The sequence below is a fragment of the Streptomyces sp. NBC_01426 genome, from assembly GCF_036231985.1.
In the GTDB taxonomy this organism is placed as follows: domain Bacteria; phylum Actinomycetota; class Actinomycetes; order Streptomycetales; family Streptomycetaceae; genus Streptomyces.
Genome location: NZ_CP109502.1, coordinates 662,589 through 686,170, shown reverse-complemented (window position 1 = coordinate 686,170; position 23,582 = coordinate 662,589). Strand labels below are relative to the sequence as shown.

The window sequence follows — 23,582 nt, the reverse complement described above, 5'->3', positions numbered from 1 at the left end:
AGGCGGCCATGGCCGCCACAGGGATGCGCATCGGGTCGGCCGCTGGCGGCGATCCCTGGCGGCTTGGACGCTCGCACCTCGTTCCAAGACCAGAGCAGACGGGCGGACCAAGGTGCGGTTCAGAGCGCGGTAGACGCTGCTCATCACGATGCATTCGCGACTGACTAGCCGTCATTGCCGGTGTTCTGTAGGAACATTGACGGGTCTGCGCAATGTGCGTCCGGGGGCCTCGTCGGCCTGGACGGCTCAGGGATTTGGCCGAGCGGCGGAGGGCCGGGCAGTGGGCGGAGTTACCCGAGGTCGGCGTGCGGAGATCCAGCGGGAGGCATCCCGGATTCGTGCTCAATGTCAACGGGACGGGCACACCCAGGAACGGATCGTGACCATCCTCCGGACGGCGTTGCCAGAGCTGACAGCCCTGGAGGCGTGGCGCCTCGCTCTGGGATGGTCGCGGCCCCAGGCGATCCGCGAGGTCGCCGCCGTCTACCTGTCCGATGGGCTGCTGCCGCCAGGGCTGACGCCGGCCACGCTGTGCCGGTACGAGCACGGACAGGAGGAGCCCGGAGACGAGTACCGGCTGATGATCTCGCGAGCGTATGGGGCACGTCCCGACCAGCTCGCCCTGGAGACACGCTGCCTGTGGTGCAGCACGTGCGCGTCCCCGCCCCCGCTCCACTACGGTCAGTTCCAGCGCGAGGAGACGAACACCAGTCGAAGGGGATCCATGACGACCGCCAGTGGGCTGCCTGCTATCCGCGAATCCGTGCAGTGGGCCGTCTTGGAGGCGCCGGACGGCTCCCTCGCCCTCGTTGCCCTGGCCGAGGCGGCCGTGGAGCACTACGCCCTCAACTACAGCAAGCATCCGCCGGCCGTCCTGCTGGAAGAGGTCCGCGAGACGCGCAACTTGCTCTCCACCGCGGTGGCGGGAGCGGACCGCGAGATCGCGGAGGGCCTTCGTAGGCAGGTCGGTTGGCTGTCGGCGCTTCTCGGCAACCTGGCCTATCACCTGGGCGACCGCGCCGGATCCCGCACCCATCTCACTCTGGCCGGCGCGCTCGGCGAGTCCACCCACGAGCCGGCGCTCACCGCCTGGGCCAGCGGGGCGCTGGCCATGGTCGCTACCGCACGTGAGGACTGGGAGCACGCTCGAGGACACGCCGAGTACGGACTCCAGCATGCGCCCGAAGGCCTGCGGCGCGCCCAGCTCCTGGGGTGGGCTCTGCTGCCTGCGCTTGCTGCCACAGGCCGGACCGCGGAGGCAGACGACGTCGTCTACGAGAGCGACGAGATCATGCGCACGGGCGTTGAACTGCCCGGGCGTTTCGGATACGACCGCGCCGAGCACCGCCTTCACGTCGCCGAGGCTCACCTCACCCTCGAACGCTTCGACCGGGCCGCCGCCGTCGCTCTTGAATCCATCGACGCCGCGCCTGCCGAGACACCAGGGTGGGTGGCCGCCACCCTCGTCCTTGCGCTTGCGGAGGCCCGCGACGCTCCGGACCAGGCAGCCACCCGCGCTCTGGGCGTACTCGATCTGATCCCGCCGCCACGGCTCCGGGCGACCGCCCGCGACCGCCTGACGCGACTGGGACGACTGCTCGATGCCTCGGCGGTCAGCTCGGCTACCGAGCTGACCGAACGCCTGCGCACCCTCCCGGCCCCGATCCGAGCCGACGGAACAGCGGCCTAGCCCTCCAACACGCCAGATGGGGCGCATCGGTGAGTGCGGGGCTCGGGTTGTGGACATCGGTCACGCCGCCCGGGTGAGCGGGTTGTTGAGGATGTCGGTGAGCGTGTCCCGGTCCAGGCGCACCACGACCGTGTGGTGGTCGGACAGGCCCTTCATGTCGATGACCTCGACCTCGCACACGGCGGGCAGGAGCTCCTTGCTGGCGTAGATCCTGTCGATGCGCGAGTCCGGCCCGTGTGTGTCGTAGGCGTCGACCGTCGGCGCGACCGCGGTGGTGTTGCCCGCGGTGGTGGCGAGGTGGCGGGCGACGTCCTGGAGGCCGGCGGTGCGCAGGGTGTCGTCCGGTCGGTCGTCCATCCGGCGCACGCCGTCCAGCCCGACGTAGGAGCGGTGCGCCCTGTGGGGCTCGTCGGGGATCTCCTCCAGGACGGGCAGGGCCGGATCCCCCGGGGTGCCGGGCACGGGGTAGCTGTTGTTGTCGCCGCCGAGCAGCGCCGGGTAGTGGACGCGCCGGCCGTCGACCTTGACCCATCTGTCGTTCCACTGGGTCAGCCGCTCGGCCTCCGACAGGCGCGTGGTGGTGGAACCGTAGTTGAGGTGGTACGAGCCAACGATCAACGGGACCGCGCCAGGGGCTGTGCCAGCGAGCTGCAGGCTGCGCACGGTCGGCGGGAGCACCCACATCGGGCCGGTCTTCGGGAACTCGCCGGCGGGGGTGAAGAGGTTGGTGTCGTGGTAGAGGGCGGTGCAGCACTCGGGGCCGATCAGTCCGGCCATGCCGAGCACGGCTTCGGCCGCGTCTGCGAGCGCGTTGCCGTCGTCCTGCGCGTTCCACACCTCCTGCCGCAGGAGCAGATGCAGGTCGAGCGACGCCAACTTGTCGTGCATCCGCTGCCACAGTGCGCGGTCGCCGCCGCCGTTGTTCTCGAAGTTGCAGATCGCCGCGTTGATGAGCATGGAGATTTCCCCCAGAGGTAGAAGTGTCAGCGGGCAGGCGTGAGGACCTGGCGGAGGACGTTGAGGTCGAACCGCGCGACGAGCAGGGCGTGGTCGGACACCTCCCGCACCTCGTCGGTCGCCAGGACATCGAAGGCGAGGAGGGCCGGGGCGAGATCGGGGGTGCAGTACATGCGGTCGATGCGCTGAGCCGCCCCCTGGTCGGTGCGCTTCAGACTCGCCGTCGCCGCGAGCGCGCCGGGCCGGCCGAGGGTGGTGGCGGCGTGCAGGCCGAGATCGGTGAAGACCGGATCGCCGCCGGAGAGGATCTCATCCGGCCGGGTGTCCGAGACGCGGCGGCCGTCACGCTCGATGGTGCGGTGCTGGTAGTGGACGCGGTCCGCGACTTTGTCCCAGTCCGGGAGCGCCACGGACTCCAGTGCCGTCTGGTGCGGGTAGCTGTTGGCGTCCATCCCGACGAGGGCGCTCCGGCCGTGGTCGGCGAGCGTGGTGAGCCTCCTCGCCTCGGTCGCGCGCATGTCCGGGTCGAAGTGGCACAGGTGGGCCGACGCCAGATCCAGTGACTTCGGACACCCCTTGAGGCGGACACGGGGATTGCAGATCGGCTTCCACGCCAGGTCGTGCTCGAACTCGCCGTCGACGAGGAACAGGGCGGGATCGACCATCACGCCGACGGGGTTGCGGCTGCGCCCCTCGCGTGGCGCGGCCATAAACGGCGTGAGGCCGCCGAGCCGGTTGGCCTCGGCGTACAGGTCGGCCTTCCCCCGGTCCCACGCGCCGGTCAGCTCCTGGCGCAGCACGATGTGCGGTTCGATGTCGGCGAGGATGTCGCGGGCCAGGTCGCGGTGGTCGTCGCCTCCGCTCGGGCCGCGGCCGTTGTGCTCGATGTTCCAACAGACGACGCGCAGTTCATCGGTCACGTGTGGGTTCTCCTTGCTGACGGTCTCGACGGTGGACGGGCGCGGCGGCGCGGTTCACCGGTCGGGGGTGAGAGCTGCATCCGCCTGGGGCAGTTCGAGCGTGACGATGAACGGCAGGTGGTCGCTCAGGCCCCGGGCTTCCTCGGTATCGGGGACCTCGCACCCGGTGAGGGCGGGAGCGAGGTCCGGCGCGAGGAGGATGTGATCCGAGCGGTGGTCCCACCGCTCGGCGTCGCTCCAGTAGCCGGCCGTGCGTGGCACCGGGATGCCGAGCGCCGCGACAGGATCGATGAAGCCTGCGTGCACGAGCTTGGCCATCGCCAGGCGGTCACTGCCGCCGTAGCTGCCGTCGGCCAGTTGCGACCGGTGGCGGGAGTGCAGTTCGGCCGGAATGACTCCCCAGTCCTCCAGCTCCTCGTCGACGACACCTTGGACGTTCAGGTCTCCGGCCAGGACGACGCGCCGGCCGGCGGCGCCGTACTCGGTCAGCCAGTCGGCTTCGCGGGAGCGGCTGCTGCCGCTGAAGGGCGCCAGGTGAGTGTTGAGTACGGTGAGTTCGCGGCCATCCACGGTGAGGTGGGCCCGCGAGACGACGTGGTGGAAGGTGCCTTCTGCGACATCGAGGTGGAACGCCGTGCACCGCACGCGGGGCCACCGGTAGAGCGTGACCAGGTGGCAGTTGTGGCTATTCGATGGGGCGAACTGCGCCTGCATTCCAAGAAGTTCGGCGAAGCCGAGCATGCGGGCGTAGCCGCCCTCGTCCCACCTCTTCGCCTCCTGCAGGCACAGGACGTCCAGGTTCTGCGCCCGCAGGAACTCCGCCTGGGCGCGCCAGCGTTCACCGCCGCCGTTGAGCAGGTTGTACGTACCCAGCCGCACGGTGATGGTCATGCCGCACCGCCGGCAGCCGCCGGGTGGCGGCGGCGGACCGACGCGGCGTGCCGGTTGTCGTGCGGCTGATACATCGCTGCAGACCGGTGCAGGATGGTGCGCATCTGCGCGAAGTCGAACTCGGCACGCAGAGGCAGGTGGTCGGACAGCCGGCGCAATTCAGGGCTGTCGCAGACGGTGAAGCTGGTCAGGGCTGGGGCGAGTTCCGCGCTGAGGTATCCGCGGTCGATGCAGTACCTGGGGCCTTTCGGTCGGCCGGGGTGGTCGCGGTAGCCGGAGCTGGGGGCCAGAGCTTCGGGCTGATCGAGGTGCTCGGCGGCGTGGCGTGCCATCTCGACGTAGCCGGCCGCCAGCAGTTCACGGTCGGGGCGCACGTCTGTGTGCCGCCGGCCGGCGCAGTCGTAGGTGCGGTTGGCGACGAAGGCGTGGTCGGTGTAGTCGTCCCAGCGGATGTCCGTGCCGACGCGATAGCTGTTCCAGTCGCCGAAGATCATGGCCAGCCAGCCGGGTTTGGCGAGAGTGGTGCACCAGCGGGACTCGGTCAGGCGGTGCTCGGGCGACCAGTAGCAGGTGTGCATGCTGACGGCGCTGATCTGCCGGGGGCTGAGGGTGCCGTCAGCGTCGCGGAGGCGGACGGCGAGGTTCGCCGGCGCGTGCCAGGGTGCCCATGCCTGCGGGTATTCCTCCGTGCACACCAGCGGTCCATCGCGGCGGACGAAGATCGCGTTGTCGTTGGAGCTGCCGGGTCGCGGGACAGCGATATGGCCGTCCATGTCCAGGAGTTCCGACACCCGGGCGAGCTGGTCCGGTTGGACTTCCTGTTGGAAGAAGATGTCAGGGCGCTGCTCCTGGACCCAGCGGGCGCCCGCCTCCAGGTTGATGCCCTTCTCCAGATTCCAGTTCAGAACGGTGATCGATTCGTTCATGCCGCGCACCTCTCGGGCAAGGAGAAGGGGATCGGGTCCGCTGTAGCGGAGGTCGATAAGGAGCCGAGCGGCCCGTGGCGCTCGCGGAGGTGCCGGGCCTGCTCGGCGTAGGGAGGCAGGTCAGCGCCGGCCCTTCGGGTGTCGAGCTGCGCGAGGTCGGCGATCGGGTGCGGCTGGAGCTGCCCATCAGAGCGGTACCAGTGCTGGGTGCCGTACAGCTGGGGCTGCCTGGCGTTGACGAGGCAGCGGTCGTGCAGGTGAGCCAGCTGGGCACGAGTGGCTTCACCCGCTGTTACGGCCACTTGGAGCAGTCGCAGAAGCCTCTGCTGAAAAGCCGGATCGTGGTCGCAGTGGACCGCGATACTCACGGCCGCCTGGCACGCGTTCTGGCCCACCGTCCGGCGCCCCGGCCACTGCCTGAGACTCTCCACGATGCGGTGCAGCGCCACGGCGTTGTCCTGCTGCGCCTTCTGGGTGGCCGCGAGGGCATCTGCTGCCATGCGGACGCGTTCCGGCCCGGGCGTGCGCCACTGCTCTCTGGTGATTTCCACGCGGCTCAGCAGTTCGGCAGCGAACGCGGCGTGACTCGGGCTCGACTCGTACGGCTCGCTCACGGTGTCACCGGCCTGGACGGTCCTGCCGACCAACGGCCGCGCTTTGTGTTGCCAGTCTGCCCGTGGCGGCACTGAGCCCGCGCAAGCGGAGCCATGGTGGGGGATGAGGGGGTGTTGAAGCTGGCGAAGGGCCCTATGTCGCGGAAGCCCGGGGGCGGCACGCGGACCGTGAGCAGAAGACGTGTCAGCTGCAGCGACACCCGTAGCCAGAGGTCACCGCTCAGGGAGAACCGGGTCTTCACGGCACCGCCCCCTCTGGAGTGGACGGCCGCGCGGTGCCGCCGCAGTGCCCGACCGTCTTTCGGCCTGTCCGGCAGGGTCACCTTGCTCATGAAGCGGGCTCCTTCTCCGCGGACACTGCGGGCAGTACGGGGATCTCCGTGGTGATGAAGGCGTCGAGACTGTCCGCGCGGCACGCATCTGCGGTCAGCAGGACGACCAGTCCGTCGGGCGGGCCCGCCGACCGGTGACGGTTCCACCCGCACTCGTCCACCAGATGACCGATGAGGCGCTCGCCGGCGGAGTCACGGTGGTGGCGAAGGGGGACGGTGCACGCCACCCGGGTGTAGTCACACAGGGCGGCGTAATGGCGGGCCCAGATCGTCAGGAGCCAGCCGATCCTGTAGCCGACGCCTGGGGCGGCAGCGGCGCAGGACAACGCCAGTGTCGGCTGAGCGGTGTCGGAGTCCGTCCACGGCGGCGCGGCCAGAGCGGTCCGATCGAGTTGGAGGCAGGCGACGAAGGCGTTGTCGTCGGTGTCTACAAGGACGGCCATCTCGCGCTCGTCGCGCAAGGAATCGAGTATCGGCCGGGCGCTCTCCGCGGGCAGCTCGCGCTCTCGGCGCCAAGTCATGACCTGGGCGCTGAGCACTTCGTATTCGGTACGTCCGTCCAGGTGACGGATCAGGTACGGAGGTGTGGTGGGGTGCACGGAGCTTCCGGCGGAATGAGGGCTTGGCGCAGGCCCGAGGAGGGTGCCGGGTGCACCTATGGAGGCGTTGTTGGTCACCGGCTGGCCCTGGGGCGCGGGGCGGCGCGGCGCGGGGTGCTGGTGAGGCCGGACGGAGCGGTGAGCGCGCCGTTGAGCAGCTCGGCGTGGGTGTAGCCGGCGCCGGGCGGGGTGTGCCAGTGCAGGTCGGTGCCGGCGGTGACTTGTGCGGCGGGGATCGTGAGGCGGGTGCCGGGCCGCAGAAGGCGTATCCCGTGACGGGCCCACGGCCCGGGGCGGACGGTGTCGGGGTCGAGGAGGATGTGCCAGCTGCCGCTGTAGGGGTCGGCGAGCACCGGCCCGTGCCCACCGGCGGCCTGTAGTAAGGCGATCAGCGGAGGTGCGAGGGTTGCCGGGAGCCGTACGGCGTCGAAGTGCTCGCCGCACCCCCAGGTACGTAGGCCGCCAGGCGGCGGTACCCACGGCGGCAAGGTGAGGGACGGGGATTCGTACGGGGAGGACGTCAAGCGCATCAATGTGTCCTTGTGGGATCGGGGCTGCAGGAGCGCAGCAGCGACAGCGCGTGGAGGTTCTCGGAGCGGGTTTGGGCGGACGAGGTGAAGCGCCGTCATAGCGCCTTCACCGCCGGGGGCCCGACTGCGTGCGGATCGTAGATCGCCTCTGTCAGCGCGGGTCTGGCGTGGGCGCGCAGCCGCAGACGGACGACGCGTTCACCGGTCGGACTCCGACTGGTCGGCGATCGGGTCTCCCACCCGAGGTCGCACAGGTACTTCAGTAACCACTGGGCTGCCTCATCGGCGGCTCCGGGCTGGCACGGAACATCGCACCAGATCCACATCAGCCGGCTGTTGGCCGCGTAATCGGCAAGCCACAGGGTCATCATCCGTCCGACCTGGCTCGACCCGGCCGTCACCGGGTCAAGGGAGACCAGAAGTCCCGGATCGCGGCCGTCGGCGCCCCAGTGCCGCATATCCGGATCTCTGTGCAGGACAAGAGCGCCGACGAGGATGCCGCCCTCGTAGAACCCAAGGGCGCCGGCTTCCCGGAGAAGGGCATTGGCGCGATCGGCGGAGACGGTTATGCCCTGTCCAGCGAGCAGGTGGGCGCGGTCTGTGGCCAGGGCCGCGGCTTCAGCGCGAGCGGCGTCGGTGTTGATCGGCAGCACCTCGTATACGGGCGCCGTGGGCCTACGGCCCGTCGGAGATTGTCGCCGGTCGCCGTCATGGAAGCTGCCCTGGGCGCTCATCGGGCGGGCTCCGCCGTAGCCGTTGCTTCGGTCTCGGGCTGAGTGTCCGAGGTGCCGAGAATGCCCCACGTGTGTGCCAGCCCGACCAGGTGGGTTGCGTTGCGGGCGTTCCCTTTGTCCACGGTGGCGTCGATTTCGGCGCGCACGTCGTCGGCCGGCACACCGATGGCATTCCCGATGTCGGCGTTGAGGGTGTGCTTGGCGATGGCCCGTATGACCGTCACTTCGTGCTTGGTGAACGCCGGAACCGTCCCGCTGCCGGCCGGTGGGGGAACCTCCCGGGCGGCGAGAAGGGTGTGGACGAGGACGGCGCGCGAAGATCCCGGGCAGCCCATCTTCTTGCGGGCCGCACCGAGGTGGCTGGCCACGCCATCCACGGACAGGCAGACCTGGCTGGCGATCGCCTTGTTGGACACGCCGTAGACGAGTCGCGCGGCGACGCGCCGCTGGTCAGCAGTGAGGGTCGTGGCGGGCAGGGCGGTGGTCATGTGGAGTCCTGGGTCGGCGATGTTGTGTGACGAACGCGGGGTGGTGGAGGTGCGCCGGCGGGGACGGCAAGCACTGTCTCCGCCGACGCGGTAGCGGCGCCGCTTCTACGCCGAGGCGTGCAGCACGACGGGCAGCGCGGTGACGTCGGTGCCGATGAAGGAGCGCTGCGGCTCGAGGTCCTCGACCTTGCAGGCCAGGGCGATCTGGGGGAACCGCTCGAACAGGGCCGGGAGCGCTACCTCGGCTTCGAGCTTGGCCAGCGGGGCACCCAGGCAGTAGTGGATGCCGTGGCCGAAGGCCATGTGGTCCTTGTCGTCCCGGTCGATGCGGAAGGCCTCGGGATCGTCGTGGACGCCCGGGTCGCGGCCGTGGGCGCCGAAGCCGATCAGGATGGCGTCGCCTTCCTTGATGATGACGCCCTCGCCGAGGTCGATGTCCTTGGTGGCGTAGCGCAGGGGCAGGTGCATGATCGGCGGGTGGAGGCGGAGGGCTTCCTCGATGACGTCGCGCCAGCGCCGGGGGTCGGCCAGAACGGTCGCCAGCTGGTCCGGGTGGTTGAGGAGCTCGCGTACGGCGGCGTTGATGAGGGCGACGGCGGTCTCGCTGCCCGCCCCGATCATCAGGATCAGGGTCGAGATCAGCTCGATGTGGCTGAGCCGGTCACCGTCTTCCTCATGGGCGGCCAGCAGCAGGCTGGTCATGTCCTCGCCGGGGGTGGCCCGTTTGACGTCGATGAGTGTCTGCATGGCCTGGTAGAGGTCGTGCTTGGTCGCTTCGGCCTGCTCCGCAGTGACGTCGGTGGCGAGGACGGAGTCGATGACGCGGAGCATCTCGGGGCGCTGATCGGCGGGAACTCCGAAGAGGTCGCAGATCAGGCGTGTGGGCACCCGGTAGGAGAAGTGGGTGCGCAGATCGACGGGCGCGGTCTGGTCCTGGTGGGCCAGGGTGTCGAGGAGGTCGGTGACGATGGCCTGGAGGACCGGGCGCATCGCTTCGACCCGCCCGGGGGTGAAGGCGCGGCTGACCAGTTGGCGCAGGCGTTTGTGGTCGTCGCCGTCGGAGGTGAACATCGAGACGACGTCGACCCAGGCGTAGAGCCACGGTATGGAACCCGGGGTGTGGGAGGGCCAGGACTTGCGGGCGTCCTTGGAGACATGGGGATGGGTGAGGAGCCGCTTGGCGACGTCTCCGCGGGTGACCGACCAGGCGGGGACATCTTCCGGCATGCGGACCCGGACGGCCGGGCCGGCCGCCCGAAGCTCGTCGGCCTGGGCGAACAGGCGGCGGCCGCCGCTGCTGTCGAGTGTCACGGTCGCGGTCCGGGCGGGGGTGCTGGTCACGAGGAACCTCCTGCGAGAGCGGCGGTGGGAAGACGGTCTTGCGACTTGGGCCGGAACCTGACGGGCATCGTCTGCGGGCACTGGTGGAAAGGGCCGTGCCGCAGGAGGGGTTCCGGGTCGGTGGAGATCAGCTCCATGTCCCAGAGCTGGTCCAGAACGGTCTCGACACCGGTCTGGACGATCGTGGTCGCCTGGGAGATCGCGGGGCAGCGGTGCGGGCCCGCCGACCAGGCGAGGTGGCTGCGGTTGTCGTACCCGAGGTCGTCGGGGAGCGCCGGGTCGGTGTTCGCTGCCGCGTGGGAGATGAGAACAGGGGTCCCTGCCTGCACGTACGCCCCGTGGAGGTAGGTGTCGTGGCGGGCGAAGTGGACGGAGAAGTTCGCCATCGGCGGGCGCTGCCACAGTGCCTTCTCCAGGGCGCGGCGCACGGTGAGAGTTCCGGCGGCGAGGTTGCCGGCGTAGTCGTCGTCGCGCAGGAGCAGGTGAAGGGTCCAGGCGGTGCACGCGGCGGCGGGGATGATGCCGGCGCCGACGGCGCAGAACAGCTGGTTGAGTGCTTCCTCGTCCGTCAGGGCGGCGGCGTGGTTGATCATCCAGGAGGTGAGGTCCTGGCCGGGCTGGGCGCGGCGAATCTGGATGAGCTCGTACAGGAGTCCTGCGAAGTCGGCTGCGCCCTGGGCCGCTTCGGGGCCGGCGCTGATGAGGTCCTGGCACGCGCGCACCATGCGGGTGGACTTCTCGGGCGGGCATCCCAGGAGTTCGGCGAACACCAGCATGGGGAGGATGTCGGCGAAGTCGCTCATGATGTCGGCCTGGCCGTCCCCGATGATCCGGGCGATCAGCGTCAGGGCGCTGCGTTGAGTGATCTCCCTGAGCCAGTGGGGGCTGATGCGGGCGATGCAGTCGTCCATCGCCCAGCGCAGGCGGGCGTGCTCCTGGTCGTCGGTGTAGAGGACCGAGGGACGCCAGGCCATCATGCCCAGCACGGGGCTGTCGCCCGGAACTTCGCCGTTGGCCAGGGCTGCCCAGCGGCGGGAGTCCTTGGAGTACGTGCGCGTGTCATTCAGGAGGGTGACGGCGGCGCGGTGCTGTGTGACGACCAGGGCGTGGACGGTGGGGGCGATCTCGGCCCAGCCGACGGGTCCCTGGCTGCGCAGTTGGTCGTAGGTGGCTTGAGGCTGGGCGGCGAAAGCGGCCCCGTGCAGCATGGGGCAGCCGCTCGCGGAGAGCGGGGGCGGCGATGTCATGAGGCGGGCTCCAGGCTGGGACGGGACAGCAGGTGGGAGACGAGTGCTATCAGCGGAGCCTTCGCCGAGCTCTTTTCCCGTACGTCGCACTCGACGAGGGGCGTGGACGGGTGGAGGTCCAGGGCCTTGCGCAGTTCGGCTTCGCTGTAGTGGGGGGAGGCCGCGAAGGTATTGACCGCGACCACGTAGGGCAGATCGGCTTCTTCCATGCGCCCCATGGCGTCCCAGGACTCGGTGATGCGCGCCGTGTCGACCAGGACGACGCCACCGAGGGCGCCCTGCATCAGCTCGTCGATCATGTAGTCGAACCGCGGCTGACCGGGGCCGCCGAACATGTAGAGCACGATGTCGTCGGTCAGGGTCAGGCGGCCGAAGTCGAGCGCGACCGTGGTGGTGTTCTTGTCCGACAACCCGCGCAGCGTGTCGACGATCTCGCCGGCTTTCGTCATCCGTTCCTCGGTTGACGTGGGCCTGATCTCGGAGACCGCACCGACGAACGTGGTCTTGCCGACGGCGAATGGGCCCAGCACGACGATCTTCACCGAGTGGCTGACACCGGGCGCCAGGTAGTTGCCCTCAGAGGTCGATGAGCGCATTGCGGATCCTCTCCAGCAGCTGTCTGTCGTGCTGCTGAGCGGCGGGTACGGGGTCACGGCTGACGAGGTGGCTGCTGTCGACGAGGGAGGAGACCAGCACCTTCGTCACAGCGGCCGGGAGTTGCAGGTCGGCGCTGACCTCGGCCAGCGACAGCACTCCGGGCAGGCAGTGCTGCATCAGCCGGCGGGAGTGTGCGTCCAGGCCGTGCAGCGGCTTGTCCGGGTCGGCGATCAGCAGAGTGGCCAGGTCCAGGGTGCGGCGGGTGGGCGCGGCCCTTCCCCCGGTCGGGGTGTAGGGCCGCACCATCCCGGCGCGCCGCCGGCCGCGGGGGGTCACGACGTTCCGTACGCTGTCCGCTCCCGGGCGGACAGCGCGGGAGCCAGGCCCTTGATGGCCTTGATCGTCGCCCCGGAGGCGACGGCCACTTCGGGCGCGGTCATCTCCGCGGTGACGGATACAGCCAGCGCGGTGTTGTGCCCGGCTCCGAAGACGAGGATGCAGCGGTTCGGCAGGTCGATGATGACCTTGCGGGGGGTGTCCTCGTCCTCGTTCGCTTCGGCGAGCTCGGCGATGGAGCGGCCGAGAGAGAAGATGCTCGAGGAACTGGCCCCAGCTCGGTCGGCCACATCGCGGTGGACGCCGTCCGAGTGGGCCAGCACCATGCCGTCGGAGCTGAAGAGGACGGCGTGCAGAACGCCCTTCTCCTCCGCGAGACGGTTGAGGACCCAGGACATGTCGTGGGTGTCGGCGGTGGGCTGCTGGTCAGGCACGGAACTGCTCTCCTTCGGTGGGGCTGGACTCGTGGTCGCGGATGGTCTCCGCCAGGTGGGCAAAGCCCTGCGTGAACGCCTCCGGGTCCTCGGCAGGCGCTGGCGCGCCGGTGGCTACGGGGGCTGTGGGACGGGGCGAGCGCCTGCGCCGCTGCGGCAGGACACTGCCGTCCGACGGCTCACCCTGTCGGTCGGCCTGGCCCCCTTCCGGGGGAGCCTCGGTCGGTGAGGCCGAGGCGTGGCCTGTGGCCCGAGTGGCCGCTGCTCGGCGCTCCGCCTGGGTCTCCTCTGCGGTCGGACCGTGTCCGAAGAGTTCCCGCGGGATGCGAAGGACGGCCCGCACGCCGCCGTACGGGGACGTACTGGTGACATCGGCGGCGAAGCCGTACTCGCCGGCGAGGCGGCCGATGACGGCGAACCCGAGCTGGCGCGTGTCCTCCAGAGCCGTCACGTCCAGCACGGTGTGCCGCGACAACTTCCGGGCGGCCTCCTCACGCTGATAGGCGTTCATGTTCAGGCCGCCGTCGTCGACGACGATGCAGAACCCCGTCTGGAACGCCTGCACCTCGACGAAGACCTTGCCGTCGGAGTACGCGGTGGCGTTGGACAGCAGCTCGGTGAGCGCCACCGTGACCGGCTCGACGACACGGCCTTCGAGCCAGGTCTCGCCGCTGCCGGGCTCGTAGGTGTAACTCACCCGCAGATAGGCGTTGATCCGGCCCCGCGCGGATTCGACGACCTCGCCGAAGGTGCAGTCCGCACGCTGCAGACCGGGCCACGAACCGGCCAGGATGCGCGTGCGCTGGAGCGTGTGCAGGGCCTGGGTGACCAGGTGGTCGAAGCCCATCAGGCTCTGGTGATACGTCGTGCCCTGGGGGTAGCGGTCCATCTCTTCGACGACGTTCATCTGGCAGCGGTGCAGGTGCGTCTGCGCCTCGTCGATGATGTCCCGCACTGAGGACCGCGCGGAGAGCCCGATCTGATCGCGGGTGACCGTGAGGGCCTCCTGGAGCAGCCCCATCACGGTCTGATGGCCGTGGTCGATGGGACTGCCGGCGAGACGCTCCTGGCTGAGTCCGGGCACCGGCACGCCACGGTGTCCGCGGGCGAGGGCGTCCACCAACGCGGGCATCCGCACCTCAGCGAAATGCTTCGATTCCGCCTCCATCGCGGCGGCGTATGCGAGCGCGGAATCCCGCTGGGCTTCCAGGGGTGTGACCCGGGCGGCCAGGGCCCGCTTTCTGCGGGCCTGCACTATGAGGCCCATCGATGTGGTGGCGAATCCGCCACCGAGCAGTGCGGTCGCGGTCACCAGCGAATCGAGCATGTGAGGTCCTCGCGCGAAGTGGGGGTCGACTGTGAACGAGCGGGGGCAAGGCTGAGGCGGCGTGCTTCGGGTTGTGGTCGAAGTGCTGTGAGCAGCGGTAGGGACGCATACAGCGGCAGGGGCGCGGAGTAGACGCGGCCCTCGTTGTTGCCGAGTCGGGCCCAGTGGAGATCCTCGGCCGGGCCGGAGCTCAGCGGGGGCACGGCCAGAACTCCGCTGTCGCGGTGGTCTACCGGCCAGGGCCAGCACATTCCGCGGCCGGAATGGGGCGGCAGGATCAGTACCCACTCGTTCCCGCGGGCCATCGCGGCGCCCACCGGGTGCGGGTTGATGTGACCCAGCAGGGAGAGAATCCGGCGTGCCGCCAGCTCGGGCATCGCCGCGGTGTCACAGTCGCGGCCGATCTCGACAGCGACCGGAGCGTCGGCGGTGATCGTGTCCGGGAAGAGGTCCGCGATCGCGGGCACCGTGTTCATGCGGCGATCACCGGCCTAGCCGTCCGCTCCAGCTCGCTCATCAGGACGGCACTCTCGATCAGGCCGATCATCGAGAAGGCCTGGGGGAAATTCCCCAGCTGGCGGCCGGACGCCACGTCGTACTCCTCGGCGAGCAGGCCGACGTCATTGCACAGCGCGAGCAGCTGCTCGAACAGGGCCCGCGCTTCCTCCAGCTGGCCGGTGAGCGCGAGGGCGTCGACCATCCAGAAGGAGCAGAGCAGGAAGCTCCCCTCGTCACCCGCAAGGCCGTCGACTCCCACTTGGTTGCCGTCGGTCGGATAGCGGTGGACCAGGCCATCGTCCGTCGAGAGCTCGCCGCGTACCGCGGCGACCGTGCCGATAACCCGCGGGTCGTCCGGCGGGAGGAACCCGGTGCGCGGGAGCAGCAGCAGGGCCGCGTCCAATTCGGTGGATCCATAGGACTGGGTGAACGTGTTCCGCTCGGAGTCGTAGCCCTTCTGGCACACCTCGGCGTGGATGGCGTCGCGGAGCTCGGCCAGCTCGGCCAGGTCAGCGTCGAGGACGCCAGCCTCCACCAGGCGCACCGTGCGGTCGACCGCGACCCAGGCCATGATCTTGGAGTGCACGAAGTGGCGTCGTCCGCCGCGCACTTCCCAGATGCCGTCATCCGGCTCCTGCCAGCGCCGCTTGAGGTAGTCGACGAGCCCGAGGTGCAGGGTCGCGGTGCGCTCGCACCGGGCGATGCCGTGCATATGGGCCAGATACAGCGTGTCGATGACCTCGCCGGGAACATCGAGCTGGAGTTGGTCGGCAGCGTCGTTGCCTACTCGAACCGGCGTGGAGCCCTCGTACCCGGGCAGCCAGGGCAACTCCCGCTCGGGCAGATTCCGCTCGCCCAGGATCGAGTACATGATCTGAATGTCGTCAGGGTTGCCGGCCACGGCCCGCCGGAGCCACTGCCGCCACGCCTCGGCCTCCTCGCGGTAGCCGGTACGCAGCAAGGCGGACAGGGTGATCGAAGCGTCGCGGAGCCAGGTGTAGCGGTAGTCCCAGTTGCGTACGCCGCCGATCGTCTCGGGGAGAGAGGTGGTCACGGCGGCGACGATCGCGCCGGTCGGCGCGTACGTCATGGCCTTCAGCGTGATCAAAGAGCGGACGACCGCATCACGGTACGGGCCGTCGTAGGTGCACCGCGCGACCCACTCCCGCCAGAACTCTTCGGTGGCCTCCAACGCAGCCCAGGTATCCGGGATTTCCGGTGTCGTGAGGTGGTGGGAGGAGTGCCAGCTGAGGGCAAAATTCACCGTATCGCCGGCGCTGACGGTGAAGTGGCTGACCAGGGCGTCTTCCTTTTGGACAGTCTCCACCGTGGCGTCCAGCCAGAGGGCGTCCGGCCCGTCGATGGCAACGGTGCGGCCCTGATGTTCGTAGATCCAGGGCCGGTGCTTTCCGTATCCGAAGCGCGGGCACCAGGCGGATGCGACTTCAACCGTGCCGCTGATCCCTTCAACGATCCGGATGAGCTGCGGGCTGTGGCCGTCACGGGGAGGCATGAGGTCAGTGACACGGATGCTGCCGGTCGGGGTGTCCCACTCGGATTCGAGGATGAGGGCGTCGCCGCGGTAGCCGCGTCGGTCCGCATTCGGGGCCTGGGCGCCGTCGGGGCGGGCGGGGCCGATCTGCCAGTAGCCGTGATCCCCGGTTCCCAGGAGGCGGGTGAAAACAGAGGAGGAGTCGAAGCGCGGCAAGCAGAGCCAGTCGATGCTGCCGTCCCGGCAGATCAGGGCGGCCGTCTGCATGTCTCCGATGAGTGCGTAGTCCTCGATACGCCCAGCCATGGAATATCCGTCTCGATAGGTGCGGGTGCTCCCGAGGTCTTGCGAGGCAAGGTGGGGAACAGGGGCGGGTACGGGAGGGGCTCGCTCAGCGCCACGACCCGCGCGAACGACAAACCTGAAGGCACGGAGGGCGGGGCCGGCTTCGAGCGGCCGCGGCCGGCAGCGCTGAGTTCATCGAGCCACAGCCTTCACTCGAAGGTCGTTCAGATCGACGGCGGTGCAGCCCTGGAGCGACAGCACTTGACGGCTCGCCAGCAGCCAGGGGAGTGCGGGGTCTTCGTAGGAGACCTTGACGACGTCCTTACCAGGGACCATGAGCAGTGTCCGCGGGTCGTAGAGGATGCCGGCGACACCCCAGGCCAGCGGCCGTTCGACCCAGGCGGCCACGTGTTCGCGCAGGTGCGGGCAGTGCTTGACCGCGATGAGCGCACACGGTGGGCAGACTGGGGCAGCGGTGGTCAGCTCCCCCTCAGCCACCGGCTGACCGACTTGCTTGAGAACGAAGAGCTGCCGCTCCGGATCCTGCTCCAGGGTGTCGGCGCCGCAGACTTGGCACAGCATCCGGCTCACCGCACGCCGTTGGCGAAGCACGTGGACCTTCGGGAACAGCGCTCGGCCCGATCCGGGGGCGATGGACTGCCTGACCCACAGCACCCCGTCCGCGTCGCGGTCGTAAGGCATCTCGCCCGCGAAGCCGATACCTCGCCCGCTCGGGTGACGCACCACGGCGGGAGTCCGGTGATTTTCCCCGCTCCACGCGGCGATGTACGGCACCGGAAGACCCCCTTGTTCGTGCTGGGTCCTGTTCATGCTGCGGCGCTCGTCAACCGGTGCGGAGCGACGATCTTGCCGTTGGGAAGGATCTCGCCGGTGTCTTCGAAGAGGAGGACACCGTTGCACAACCGGCTCCAGCCCTGTTCCGGGTGGGCCGCGACCACGACGGCGGCCTCGCGGTCCGCGGCCTCGGCGGAGGGACAGGTGGGCTTGTGCTGGCACATGGTGAGTCCTCGGAAGAATCGGCATTGGGGGAGGAGCGATTGGCTATCCGGCAGAGGGACCGGCTGCCGTGGGGGAGCACTCACCACGGCAGCCGGGAGGCAGCAGCACTACGGCCCTGCGCCTCGCTCCGGTCTTCCGGAGGCTGCGGTGACGGGGTGGCACCGGGTGCCTTCGGGATAGGACTCGGAGCCCGAGGGCGGGCGCTGGCGTACGGCGTTCACGGGGGTGTACTGCCGTGCGGCGGCGCGCGCCCCGCTCGTGGGGTGGTCGACTGCGGACTGCGCTATGAGGTGTTGTGCGGTTTCGGCCAGCAGGATCAGGTGCACCCGCGAGCCCATGTAGTCGGTCGGGGCGGCGCTGGCGAGGAGCGCGAGCCGACGCGGCCCGCCCGCTGCCAGCGCCAGCGCCGGCAGATGCTCACGGAATACGGCCACTATCTGGTCGACCTCGCCCTGGCAACGGGGAAGAGGTTGGGAGGGATCTCCCAGCACCTGGTCGATCAGGGGTACAACGATGGCGCCGCCGCTACGTAGGGGCCGCCCGAGGCGAAACAGCCGAGACGCAGGCCGTCGGCCGGTCGAGCTGGCTGCGCGAACGTCGCCACCGAACAGGGCGCCGAGAATCGGCGGGACGAGAGTGATCACGACAACCTCCCCGTGGGCCAAGCGCCAAGGCGACCGTTGCGGGAGGGGACCGCCAGGTAGTCGGCGTGCTTCCCCGTCACGCCGAAGTGGCGCAGCAGCGTCCTCAATGCGCCGAGTGGGATGGGGTACTCGGCGCGCTCCCACCGGCTGACAGCCGAGACCGACGCCCCCGCTACGCGGGCCGCGTCCTGCAGCGTGGTGCCCTTCGCCTCACGCAGACCGCGCAGGTACACGCCCAACACGATCCCGGCAGGTGCCTGGGGCACTTCGGTGGGCGGTGAGAGGAGGTCAAACATGATCGTCCTTGCGTGGTGTGGCCGAGCGGTTCAGGACTGGTCGCGTGGCACAGATGACCGGGTGTCGGTAGGCCCCGGCCGGGGCTGCCGGCTCGTTCTCTGTCCTCGGACGACGAGGACGGCCATGGCTCCGACGATCAGACTGATGATGATCAGTCCGGTGCTGGTCACCGCAGCCTCGGCGTGGATCCGGCGTAGGCGATCGTGACCAGCACGAGGGCGAAGGTGAGCGCGCGCAGGCATTGGTAGTTGGGGCACCAGGCCCGTCGGCGTGGCCGCCAAGGACTAGGCACGGCAGACTTCCCGGCGCTGCGGGACGGGCGTTCCGCGCGGCGCCCGCATGCGGTCCCTGGTACGGCTGAGCGCCTCGTGCAGCGCAGCCGCCGGGGTGGTGGACACAGCTACCGGCTCCGGCCGGGTCACCCACAGGCCCGTACAGCCGCGGCCGCCGTACCCGTCGCAGACCCACCGCCCGGTCCTGGTACCGGGCACGCAGTCGGAGTGGGCGGCCCCCCACCGGTGGAATGTGCCGGCCTCCACCGGCACCAGAAGGCTTTGGTGGCCGAGGCAGTACTTCAGCGGGCCAACCCCCGTGCCGTCGGCCACGAGGGCGTCGATTGCGGGCAGCCCCAGAGCCATTCCCACACGCACAGTGTCGTGGGCTCGCGGGAGCGCACCCGGCGGCGGTTCACCGATCGCGACATGCCACAGGTGGTGACTCCGTAAGTTCATGTGAACTGCTCTCCAGACGAGAAGACCGCTCGGGTGAATCGTGAGAGGGGGTTCTGGTGCCGTGCCGTAGCGGGGGAGGCCGGCGCGGCACCAGAACAGGGACAGGTCCCACGACTGTCAGGCGTGCGCGGAACCGATCTGGACGGCCCGGGAAGGAGCTGACCGCCCAGACAGCGGCCCGTGATCCGGTGGCTCCGGGACCGCGGTCGCTGGCGTCACTCCACGGTGACGGAACCGGCGGGACAGCGGTACGCCAAACCGCGGCCACTTGTGGGCCACTTCACCCGCGGCACGAGCACAAACCGAGGGTGTTTTGGTCTGCTTTATCCATCGTCATGGGTGCGGCGCAGCGACGGGCGGCGGGCGAAGTGACACAGAAGTGGCCGCGGTTTGGCGTACCGATGCCTGCCGTGTTCCGTCACGGTGGAGGTGGGTCGATTCCGGCCGCGCCGCAGGGCGTCTCGATCACGAGGAGACGAGGTTGCCTCCGACTACCGCCGAGCTGGTCCATGACCAGAGCCTCGGAAATCTGCTAGACCACTGCGATGTCGAGCTTGCAGGACTTCCGGCCCCGCAACGCACCGCACGCGTTGCGCTCACCAGCTTCCTGGACGATGTCGACGAGGGACAGCTCGATGACGCCAAGCTGGTCGCAAGTGAACTCATTGCCAACGCCGTCAAGCACGGCCGCGGCGCGGTCCTCATAAGGATCGAGGTCTACGAACTTGGCACGGCGCTGGGCGTCGTCGACCTGGGTCATGACACCGGCGTCCTCCCCTCACACCCGCGCAACTCGTCCGTGGAGCCGGACACCGCGGCCACATGCGGACGCGGATTGTTCATCGTCCAGAACCTCGCCAACACCTGGTCGGTCGAGGAAACCGCGAACGGAAAGATCGTCATCGCTGTGCTGACGCGGGAAGGATCTCGCTGATGACCGACTTGGACACCATGAGTCGTCATCTGGGACAGGGCCTCTTAGCTCATCCCCTGGGCGTCAACCTCGGCGCCGTCGGACTGGCGGGGAGCCCCACCCGCGGCGAGGACGATGGTCCCTTCCTCGACGGCCTGCGCCGCGCCGTGGAGCTCGGCGCCAACCTCTTCGACGCAGCGGACTCCTACGGAGCCGGGCGGGCCGAACGAATGCTGGGGCGCCTGCTGAGGGAGTATCCGGATCAGACTTTCCTGATCAGCAGCAAGGTCGGGAAGATCCGAGGCTCCGCGCCGCACGCCTACGCCGACCGGCACATCCACCACCAGCTGCAGCAGACACTGGAGAACCTCTACGCCGAGGAGCTGGACCTCTACACCCTGGACTCGTGGGACTTCGGCCCTCAAGACCGCTACCTGGGCACCGCAATCGATCAGATGCACACCCTGCGGGAAGTCGGCGCCATCAAGGCCATCGGAATGCGGGGGCCATACACGCCCGCCGAAGCGACTCCCGCCGAACGCGCCGCCTGCGCCGAGCGATTCCTCCACCTCTTCCGGCTCATCAGACCGAACGTCATCTGGACTCGATGCAACGCCCTGACGCCGACCATCACGCTGGAAGGCGAAGACCTCTTCGCCTTCACGGCACGCCACGGGGTCGGCGTGATCCTCGCGGCGCCGAAGGCCCTGGGTCTCCGGAACGCTCTCGCTCCGGCCGGCGCCGAGAAGGCACCCTGTGGGCTTGAGTCGCTGTACGCCAGATTCGGTGACACTCCGGGAACGCTGACCCGGCTCGCGTTGCTGTCTGGCGTTCAGCGCGCCGGCCACTGTGCCACGGTCGTCGGCTTCACCAGTGAGGCTCAGCTCGAAGAGAGCTTCGGGTCTCTTTCCGGACCCGTCCTCACGGCCGTCGAGCTGCGGCTGCTCGACGACGCGTACGCCCGAGTCCGCGCGCAGATGCACCCGAAGCCGAAGGAGAGGCTGGCGGCCGGCACCGGACTGTGATGGGCCAGCGCTGCCGGGCCGTTGCCGTCCATTGTGCGATCACCTTCTAGGCGAGCGTAGTCCGCGAGGTTGCGGAGGAGGGCAGGGGAACCGAGCGGATGGTCCTCCAGCGGTAGGTTCTGTCCTGGCGCCGCAGTTCCACGAGATCCACGGTCGTGAAGTGCAGCGGCACCGGCGGGAGAGACCGCAGAGGTTCGACGGCGTCGATGACCGCGGGCGCGGATCGCTCCTGGTTGCTGTAGGCGATACCCAGATGCGGGCGGAACGCCGTCGTCGGAGCGCCGCCGGGGACGCCGGCCTGCTTTCCCACAGCGTGAAGGGCGGCGTGGAGGCGGACCAGCGGTTTCCAGGGCGTGAGGCTGAAACGGACGGCGCCCCGTGAGCCGGCCAGAGGGTGAGCGAGGCCGTGGAAAGCGCTGACGGGCAGCTCCTGCGTCAAGTCGAGCAGGTGCTCCACCTGCGCGGTCGATACCTGGTCGACTGCGCCCACGCGCAGCAGGGTCACGTGCAGACCGTCGGCGGGGACAGGATCCATGCCCAGGTGCTGCAGAGCCCGTTGGCAGTGTTCCGTCCGCTGCAGCAACTGGCCGGGGTCCGGGAACGTGTGCATCCAGTAGTACTTGCGCTGCCGATCCGACCACCCGGGCCGGTCCCAGTGATCGGCCATGCGCTCGACCCGCTGGAACGCCCGCCAGTCGTGCTCGACGATCACTTCGGGATCGTCGAGGCTGGCAGGCGGCGCGCTGGGAAAGGCGCTGGGATCGGTGTCCAGCTCGGGCGACACGTAGCTCCTCGGAGGGTCAGGGTGCGATCTGCGACGCCCAGCCGACGGCGATCAGACCGACCTGCGGTTGTGACTGCCAAGTCCGCAGTTCCTCGGCATAGTCCCCTACCTCAGCTTCGTCGTGCCACCGCTCGGCGTTCTGGTAGAGCTCGACCGCCCTCTCCCAGACGGATTTGATTGGCCGACCGGTGCCTGATCTCAGGGCGCGGCGGCCCCGCGCCATGGCGTGCTCGATCTCGGGCGAGCCCTGCTTCAGCAGCGCGGATGCCACATCCAGTCCGACCAGGGCACGGCTCCACTCTGACTGTGAATGCTCGATCAGCTCTTCGATCTGGTCGGCGTGGGCCAGGACCTCCGCGGTGTCCCCGAGGGACAGCCGTGTGGTGATGGCGTTGGCGAGGGAGCGCGCCATGGAGTAGGGCTCGAAGCTGATGCACGAGGTGAGGCCGTCGGGGAGTGACGTCTGGCGGTCTGAGAGTTCGAGGGCGTGCCCGATGGCTGCTTCAGCTCCTGCGCGATCGCCGATGCGCGCGAGCGCCCGGGCACGGCCGTTGACCAGCAGTCTGATGGCCTGGGGGTGGCCCGGGGCGAGGGCGATACCCGCGGAAGCGGCGTCGTCAGCGTCCGCATAACGCTTCTGGTAGTAGAGGCCGAGCGAGCGGGTGCCGTTCGCCCACATCTCCATGGCCACCTCGCCGACCTCCCGGGCCAAGGTCTCCGCTTCCGAGCAGTAGGCGTCGACCACCTCGTAGCGGGCGCCGGCGTTGACGGCCATGTATCCGAGAAGTCCCGAGGCCTGTGATGCAAGCCGGAAGAGTTCCGTCCTCGTACGGGGCGGTTGGTGGCCGGCGAGGATGCCGTGCAGCGTCTCGCGGATGATCCTGGCTTCCCCTGCCAGATGCTGGGGCCCGAGCGTTTCGTACCGGGCCACGATGCTGGCGATCGTTCCCCTCACCATGCCGAGGACGGGGTCGTCGGCGTTGGAGCTGGTCAGCCTGTGAGTCTGGCTCACGATGGTCAGAGGGTCGTCGAATCCGGGGGGATCCGCGGGCGCGACAGGGGCGGTGCTGCGGTGCCCTGAGCTCCAGGAGCTGGCGTCGATGGGTTCGAAGAGCCGCTCGGGCGACATGTTGAACATGTGCTGAAGGACGAGGGCGGCATCACGGCGGGGGGTGCTTGAGATCGCACCCTTGCGCCCCATCCAGCGGGCGTAGGTACTGCGGGCAATGTCGGTGCGTGCGAGCCGCGGGTTGTTCTCCTTCTCGGCCGCTCGCGCCGCCGCTTTGGCGAAGCGGATGCAGAAGACCTCGTACGAGTCCCAGTGCCGTTCTTGCACCAGGAGGGCGAATCGTGTGGTGGTGTGCACCTGCCGTCCCCTTCAGGTGGGCTCCGGATGAATGCATGTGCTCCGCTGGCCAGGTCCTGGCGTACTGGCCGCGTCGGCCAGGGCGTCAGTCCGTCCGGCCGAACGTGAGCAGGGGCACGTCGTACAGGCCGGGGTCACGTGGGCGGGTTACCTCCGGGGCAGTCCACTCTTCGATGACGACCTCGGCAAGGAACTGCACTGTCCCGCCTTGCAGATGGCTGGTGCGTCCGTCGGCGGAGTCCGCCTTGAGCCCTGCCGAGATGTGGATGTGTGGGGCGACTCGCTCCTGGTCGGGGTCCCAGGCGAGCGTCCCGCTCCCAAGGACCTCCAGGGTCTCGACTTCGACCTCTTTCCACAGCGGGCGCTCTGGGTGCTCCAAGGGCTCGCAGGTCCCCACCAGCCGGGCATGACTGAAGCCGCCGATGAAGGTGAGGTGGCCCGCCCGGACGCCGGCCTCGCGACAGAAGCGGTCCAGGGACTCGTAGAAGTCCTCACCGTGCTCGAAGACGACGGCGAACGTCCGGCCGACGGTGATCTCGGTGGCGCGCATGATGATCCGATCGT

General features: G+C 69.3%; 29 protein-coding genes. 3 read left to right on the top strand and 26 right to left on the bottom strand.

Annotated features, from left to right (window positions below):
- Positions 1-379 precede the first annotated feature (379 nt).
- Positions 380-1,690 carry a Twin-arginine translocation pathway signal gene (locus OG906_RS41855; RefSeq protein WP_329449023.1) on the top strand — a complete coding sequence of 437 codons (1,311 nt, stop codon included), beginning with the start codon at positions 380-382 and terminating at the stop codon, positions 1,688-1,690.
- Positions 1,691-1,750: 60 nt separating this feature from the next.
- Here OG906_RS41855 and OG906_RS41850 read toward each other — a convergent pair whose 3' ends face one another.
- The 23 genes from OG906_RS41850 to OG906_RS41740 form a co-directional block, all read right to left on the bottom strand.
- Positions 1,751-2,647, bottom strand: coding sequence for an endonuclease/exonuclease/phosphatase family protein (locus OG906_RS41850; RefSeq protein ID WP_329449024.1), 897 nt, complete (start codon positions 2,645-2,647; stop codon positions 1,751-1,753).
- Positions 2,648-2,673: 26 nt separating this feature from the next.
- Positions 2,674-3,567: an endonuclease/exonuclease/phosphatase family protein gene (locus tag OG906_RS41845; RefSeq protein WP_190148945.1), complete on the bottom strand. Its 894-nt coding sequence runs from the start codon at positions 3,565-3,567 to the stop codon at positions 2,674-2,676.
- 54 nt (positions 3,568-3,621) lie between these two features.
- Positions 3,622-4,458 (bottom strand): endonuclease/exonuclease/phosphatase family protein, encoded by an 837-nt coding sequence (locus tag OG906_RS41840; RefSeq protein ID WP_006378895.1) that lies wholly within the window; start codon positions 4,456-4,458, stop codon positions 3,622-3,624.
- Positions 4,455-5,384: an endonuclease/exonuclease/phosphatase family protein gene (locus OG906_RS41835; RefSeq protein ID WP_329449025.1), complete on the bottom strand. Its 930-nt coding sequence runs from the start codon at positions 5,382-5,384 to the stop codon at positions 4,455-4,457. Before OG906_RS41835 ends, OG906_RS41840 begins: the two co-directional genes overlap by 4 nt.
- Positions 5,381-5,998, bottom strand: a complete 618-nt coding sequence (locus tag OG906_RS41830; protein WP_052350916.1) for a DUF6624 domain-containing protein — start codon at positions 5,996-5,998, stop codon at positions 5,381-5,383. The genes OG906_RS41835 and OG906_RS41830 overlap by 4 nt, the downstream gene beginning before the upstream one ends.
- 328 nt (positions 5,999-6,326) lie before the next feature.
- Positions 6,327-6,929: a hypothetical protein gene (locus OG906_RS41825; RefSeq protein ID WP_006378936.1), complete on the bottom strand. Its 603-nt coding sequence runs from the start codon at positions 6,927-6,929 to the stop codon at positions 6,327-6,329.
- A 74-nt stretch (positions 6,930-7,003) separates the two neighbouring features.
- On the bottom strand, positions 7,004-7,282 hold the full coding sequence (locus OG906_RS41820) for a hypothetical protein (RefSeq protein WP_234481278.1): 279 nt from the start codon (positions 7,280-7,282) through the stop codon (positions 7,004-7,006).
- Positions 7,283-7,554: 272 nt separating this feature from the next.
- Positions 7,555-8,112, bottom strand: coding sequence for a hypothetical protein (locus OG906_RS41815; RefSeq protein ID WP_329449026.1), 558 nt, complete (start codon positions 8,110-8,112; stop codon positions 7,555-7,557).
- A 77-nt stretch (positions 8,113-8,189) separates the two neighbouring features.
- Entirely contained in the window at positions 8,190-8,681 is a 492-nt protein-coding gene (locus tag OG906_RS41810; protein WP_190148949.1) for a LuxR C-terminal-related transcriptional regulator, read from the bottom strand.
- A gap of 105 nt (positions 8,682-8,786) precedes the next feature.
- Positions 8,787-10,022, bottom strand: coding sequence for a cytochrome P450 family protein (locus OG906_RS41805; protein ID WP_329449027.1), 1,236 nt, complete (start codon positions 10,020-10,022; stop codon positions 8,787-8,789).
- The gene (locus OG906_RS41800; RefSeq protein WP_212728758.1) at positions 10,019-11,269 is read right to left on the bottom strand and encodes a cytochrome P450; all 1,251 of its coding nucleotides are present in this window, start codon (positions 11,267-11,269) and stop codon (positions 10,019-10,021) included. The genes OG906_RS41805 and OG906_RS41800 overlap by 4 nt, the downstream gene beginning before the upstream one ends.
- Positions 11,266-11,865 carry a GTP-binding protein gene (locus tag OG906_RS41795; protein ID WP_212728757.1) on the bottom strand — a complete coding sequence of 200 codons (600 nt, stop codon included), beginning with the start codon at positions 11,863-11,865 and terminating at the stop codon, positions 11,266-11,268. Before OG906_RS41795 ends, OG906_RS41800 begins: the two co-directional genes overlap by 4 nt.
- Positions 11,846-12,172, bottom strand: coding sequence for a DUF742 domain-containing protein (locus tag OG906_RS41790; protein WP_212728929.1), 327 nt, complete (start codon positions 12,170-12,172; stop codon positions 11,846-11,848). Before OG906_RS41790 ends, OG906_RS41795 begins: the two co-directional genes overlap by 20 nt.
- Positions 12,173-12,198: 26 nt before the next feature.
- A complete protein-coding gene (locus tag OG906_RS41785) occupies positions 12,199-12,636 on the bottom strand; it encodes a roadblock/LC7 domain-containing protein (protein WP_249938710.1) in 438 nt (145 codons plus the stop codon).
- A complete protein-coding gene (locus tag OG906_RS41780) occupies positions 12,629-13,963 on the bottom strand; it encodes a sensor histidine kinase (RefSeq protein WP_212728756.1) in 1,335 nt (444 codons plus the stop codon). The genes OG906_RS41785 and OG906_RS41780 overlap by 8 nt, the downstream gene beginning before the upstream one ends.
- Positions 13,945-14,439, bottom strand: a complete 495-nt coding sequence (locus OG906_RS41775; protein ID WP_329449028.1) for a hypothetical protein — start codon at positions 14,437-14,439, stop codon at positions 13,945-13,947. Before OG906_RS41775 ends, OG906_RS41780 begins: the two co-directional genes overlap by 19 nt.
- Positions 14,436-16,259, bottom strand: a complete 1,824-nt coding sequence (locus OG906_RS41770; RefSeq protein WP_212728754.1) for a glycoside hydrolase family 15 protein — start codon at positions 16,257-16,259, stop codon at positions 14,436-14,438. Before OG906_RS41770 ends, OG906_RS41775 begins: the two co-directional genes overlap by 4 nt.
- Before the next feature lie 171 nt (positions 16,260-16,430).
- A complete protein-coding gene (locus OG906_RS41765; protein WP_329449029.1) occupies positions 16,431-17,033 on the bottom strand; it encodes a hypothetical protein in 603 nt (200 codons plus the stop codon).
- A gap of 32 nt (positions 17,034-17,065) precedes the next feature.
- Entirely contained in the window at positions 17,066-17,257 is a 192-nt protein-coding gene (locus tag OG906_RS41760; protein WP_006378574.1) for a DUF5999 family protein, read from the bottom strand.
- Positions 17,258-17,365: 108 nt separating this feature from the next.
- Positions 17,366-17,692, bottom strand: a complete 327-nt coding sequence (locus OG906_RS41755; RefSeq protein WP_329449030.1) for a hypothetical protein — start codon at positions 17,690-17,692, stop codon at positions 17,366-17,368.
- Positions 17,693-17,898: 206 nt separating this feature from the next.
- Entirely contained in the window at positions 17,899-18,198 is a 300-nt protein-coding gene (locus tag OG906_RS41750) for a helix-turn-helix domain-containing protein (protein WP_006378966.1), read from the bottom strand.
- 167 nt (positions 18,199-18,365) lie between these two features.
- A complete protein-coding gene (locus OG906_RS41745) occupies positions 18,366-18,491 on the bottom strand; it encodes a hypothetical protein (protein WP_329449031.1) in 126 nt (41 codons plus the stop codon).
- A complete protein-coding gene (locus OG906_RS41740) occupies positions 18,484-18,837 on the bottom strand; it encodes a hypothetical protein (protein WP_229878022.1) in 354 nt (117 codons plus the stop codon). Before OG906_RS41740 ends, OG906_RS41745 begins: the two co-directional genes overlap by 8 nt.
- A 574-nt stretch (positions 18,838-19,411) precedes the next feature.
- On the opposite strand from OG906_RS41740, the gene OG906_RS41735 reads away from it, so the two are divergent.
- Together OG906_RS41735 and OG906_RS41730 are read left to right on the top strand one after the other, a co-directional pair.
- Positions 19,412-19,864, top strand: a complete 453-nt coding sequence (locus OG906_RS41735) for an ATP-binding protein (RefSeq protein ID WP_190148959.1) — start codon at positions 19,412-19,414, stop codon at positions 19,862-19,864.
- Entirely contained in the window at positions 19,864-20,868 is a 1,005-nt protein-coding gene (locus OG906_RS41730) for an aldo/keto reductase (protein WP_006379101.1), read from the top strand. Before OG906_RS41735 ends, OG906_RS41730 begins: the two co-directional genes overlap by 1 nt.
- 46 nt (positions 20,869-20,914) lie before the next feature.
- Here OG906_RS41730 and OG906_RS41725 read toward each other — a convergent pair whose 3' ends face one another.
- The 3 genes from OG906_RS41725 to OG906_RS41715 form a co-directional block, all read right to left on the bottom strand.
- Complete coding sequence (locus tag OG906_RS41725) at positions 20,915-21,652, bottom strand: 2'-5' RNA ligase family protein (protein ID WP_006379247.1); 738 nt, start codon at positions 21,650-21,652, stop codon at positions 20,915-20,917.
- 16 nt (positions 21,653-21,668) lie between these two features.
- Positions 21,669-23,018, bottom strand: coding sequence for a hypothetical protein (locus OG906_RS41720; RefSeq protein ID WP_006378694.1), 1,350 nt, complete (start codon positions 23,016-23,018; stop codon positions 21,669-21,671).
- Between the two features lie 85 nt (positions 23,019-23,103).
- A complete protein-coding gene (locus OG906_RS41715; RefSeq protein WP_006378560.1) occupies positions 23,104-23,568 on the bottom strand; it encodes a PPC domain-containing DNA-binding protein in 465 nt (154 codons plus the stop codon).
- Positions 23,569-23,582: the final 14 nt, after the last annotated feature.

Excerpts from the sequence above, each read along its gene's own strand:
- OG906_RS41850 (WP_329449024.1), bottom strand. The coding sequence starts at position 2,647 with ATGCTCATCAACGCGGCGATCTGCAACTTCGAGAACAACGGCGGCGGC.
- OG906_RS41840 (WP_006378895.1), bottom strand. The coding sequence starts at position 4,458 with ATGACCATCACCGTGCGGCTGGGTACGTACAACCTGCTCAACGGCGGC.
- OG906_RS41835 (WP_329449025.1), bottom strand. The coding sequence starts at position 5,384 with ATGAACGAATCGATCACCGTTCTGAACTGGAATCTGGAGAAGGGCATC.
- OG906_RS41810 (WP_190148949.1), bottom strand. The coding sequence starts at position 8,681 with ATGACCACCGCCCTGCCCGCCACGACCCTCACTGCTGACCAGCGGCGC.
- OG906_RS41800 (WP_212728758.1), bottom strand. The coding sequence starts at position 11,269 with ATGACATCGCCGCCCCCGCTCTCCGCGAGCGGCTGCCCCATGCTGCAC.
- OG906_RS41795 (WP_212728757.1), bottom strand. The coding sequence starts at position 11,865 with ATGCGCTCATCGACCTCTGAGGGCAACTACCTGGCGCCCGGTGTCAGC.
- OG906_RS41790 (WP_212728929.1), bottom strand. The coding sequence starts at position 12,172 with ATGGTGCGGCCCTACACCCCGACCGGGGGAAGGGCCGCGCCCACCCGC.
- OG906_RS41780 (WP_212728756.1), bottom strand. The coding sequence starts at position 13,963 with ATGCTCGATTCGCTGGTGACCGCGACCGCACTGCTCGGTGGCGGATTC.
- OG906_RS41775 (WP_329449028.1), bottom strand. The coding sequence starts at position 14,439 with ATGAACACGGTGCCCGCGATCGCGGACCTCTTCCCGGACACGATCACC.
- OG906_RS41770 (WP_212728754.1), bottom strand. The coding sequence starts at position 16,259 with ATGGCTGGGCGTATCGAGGACTACGCACTCATCGGAGACATGCAGACG.
- OG906_RS41760 (WP_006378574.1), bottom strand. The coding sequence starts at position 17,257 with ATGTGCCAGCACAAGCCCACCTGTCCCTCCGCCGAGGCCGCGGACCGC.
- OG906_RS41750 (WP_006378966.1), bottom strand. The coding sequence starts at position 18,198 with ATGTTTGACCTCCTCTCACCGCCCACCGAAGTGCCCCAGGCACCTGCC.
- OG906_RS41740 (WP_229878022.1), bottom strand. The coding sequence starts at position 18,837 with ATGGCTCTGGGGCTGCCCGCAATCGACGCCCTCGTGGCCGACGGCACG.
- OG906_RS41730 (WP_006379101.1), top strand. The coding sequence starts at position 19,864 with ATGACCGACTTGGACACCATGAGTCGTCATCTGGGACAGGGCCTCTTA.
- OG906_RS41715 (WP_006378560.1), bottom strand. The coding sequence starts at position 23,568 with ATGCGCGCCACCGAGATCACCGTCGGCCGGACGTTCGCCGTCGTCTTC.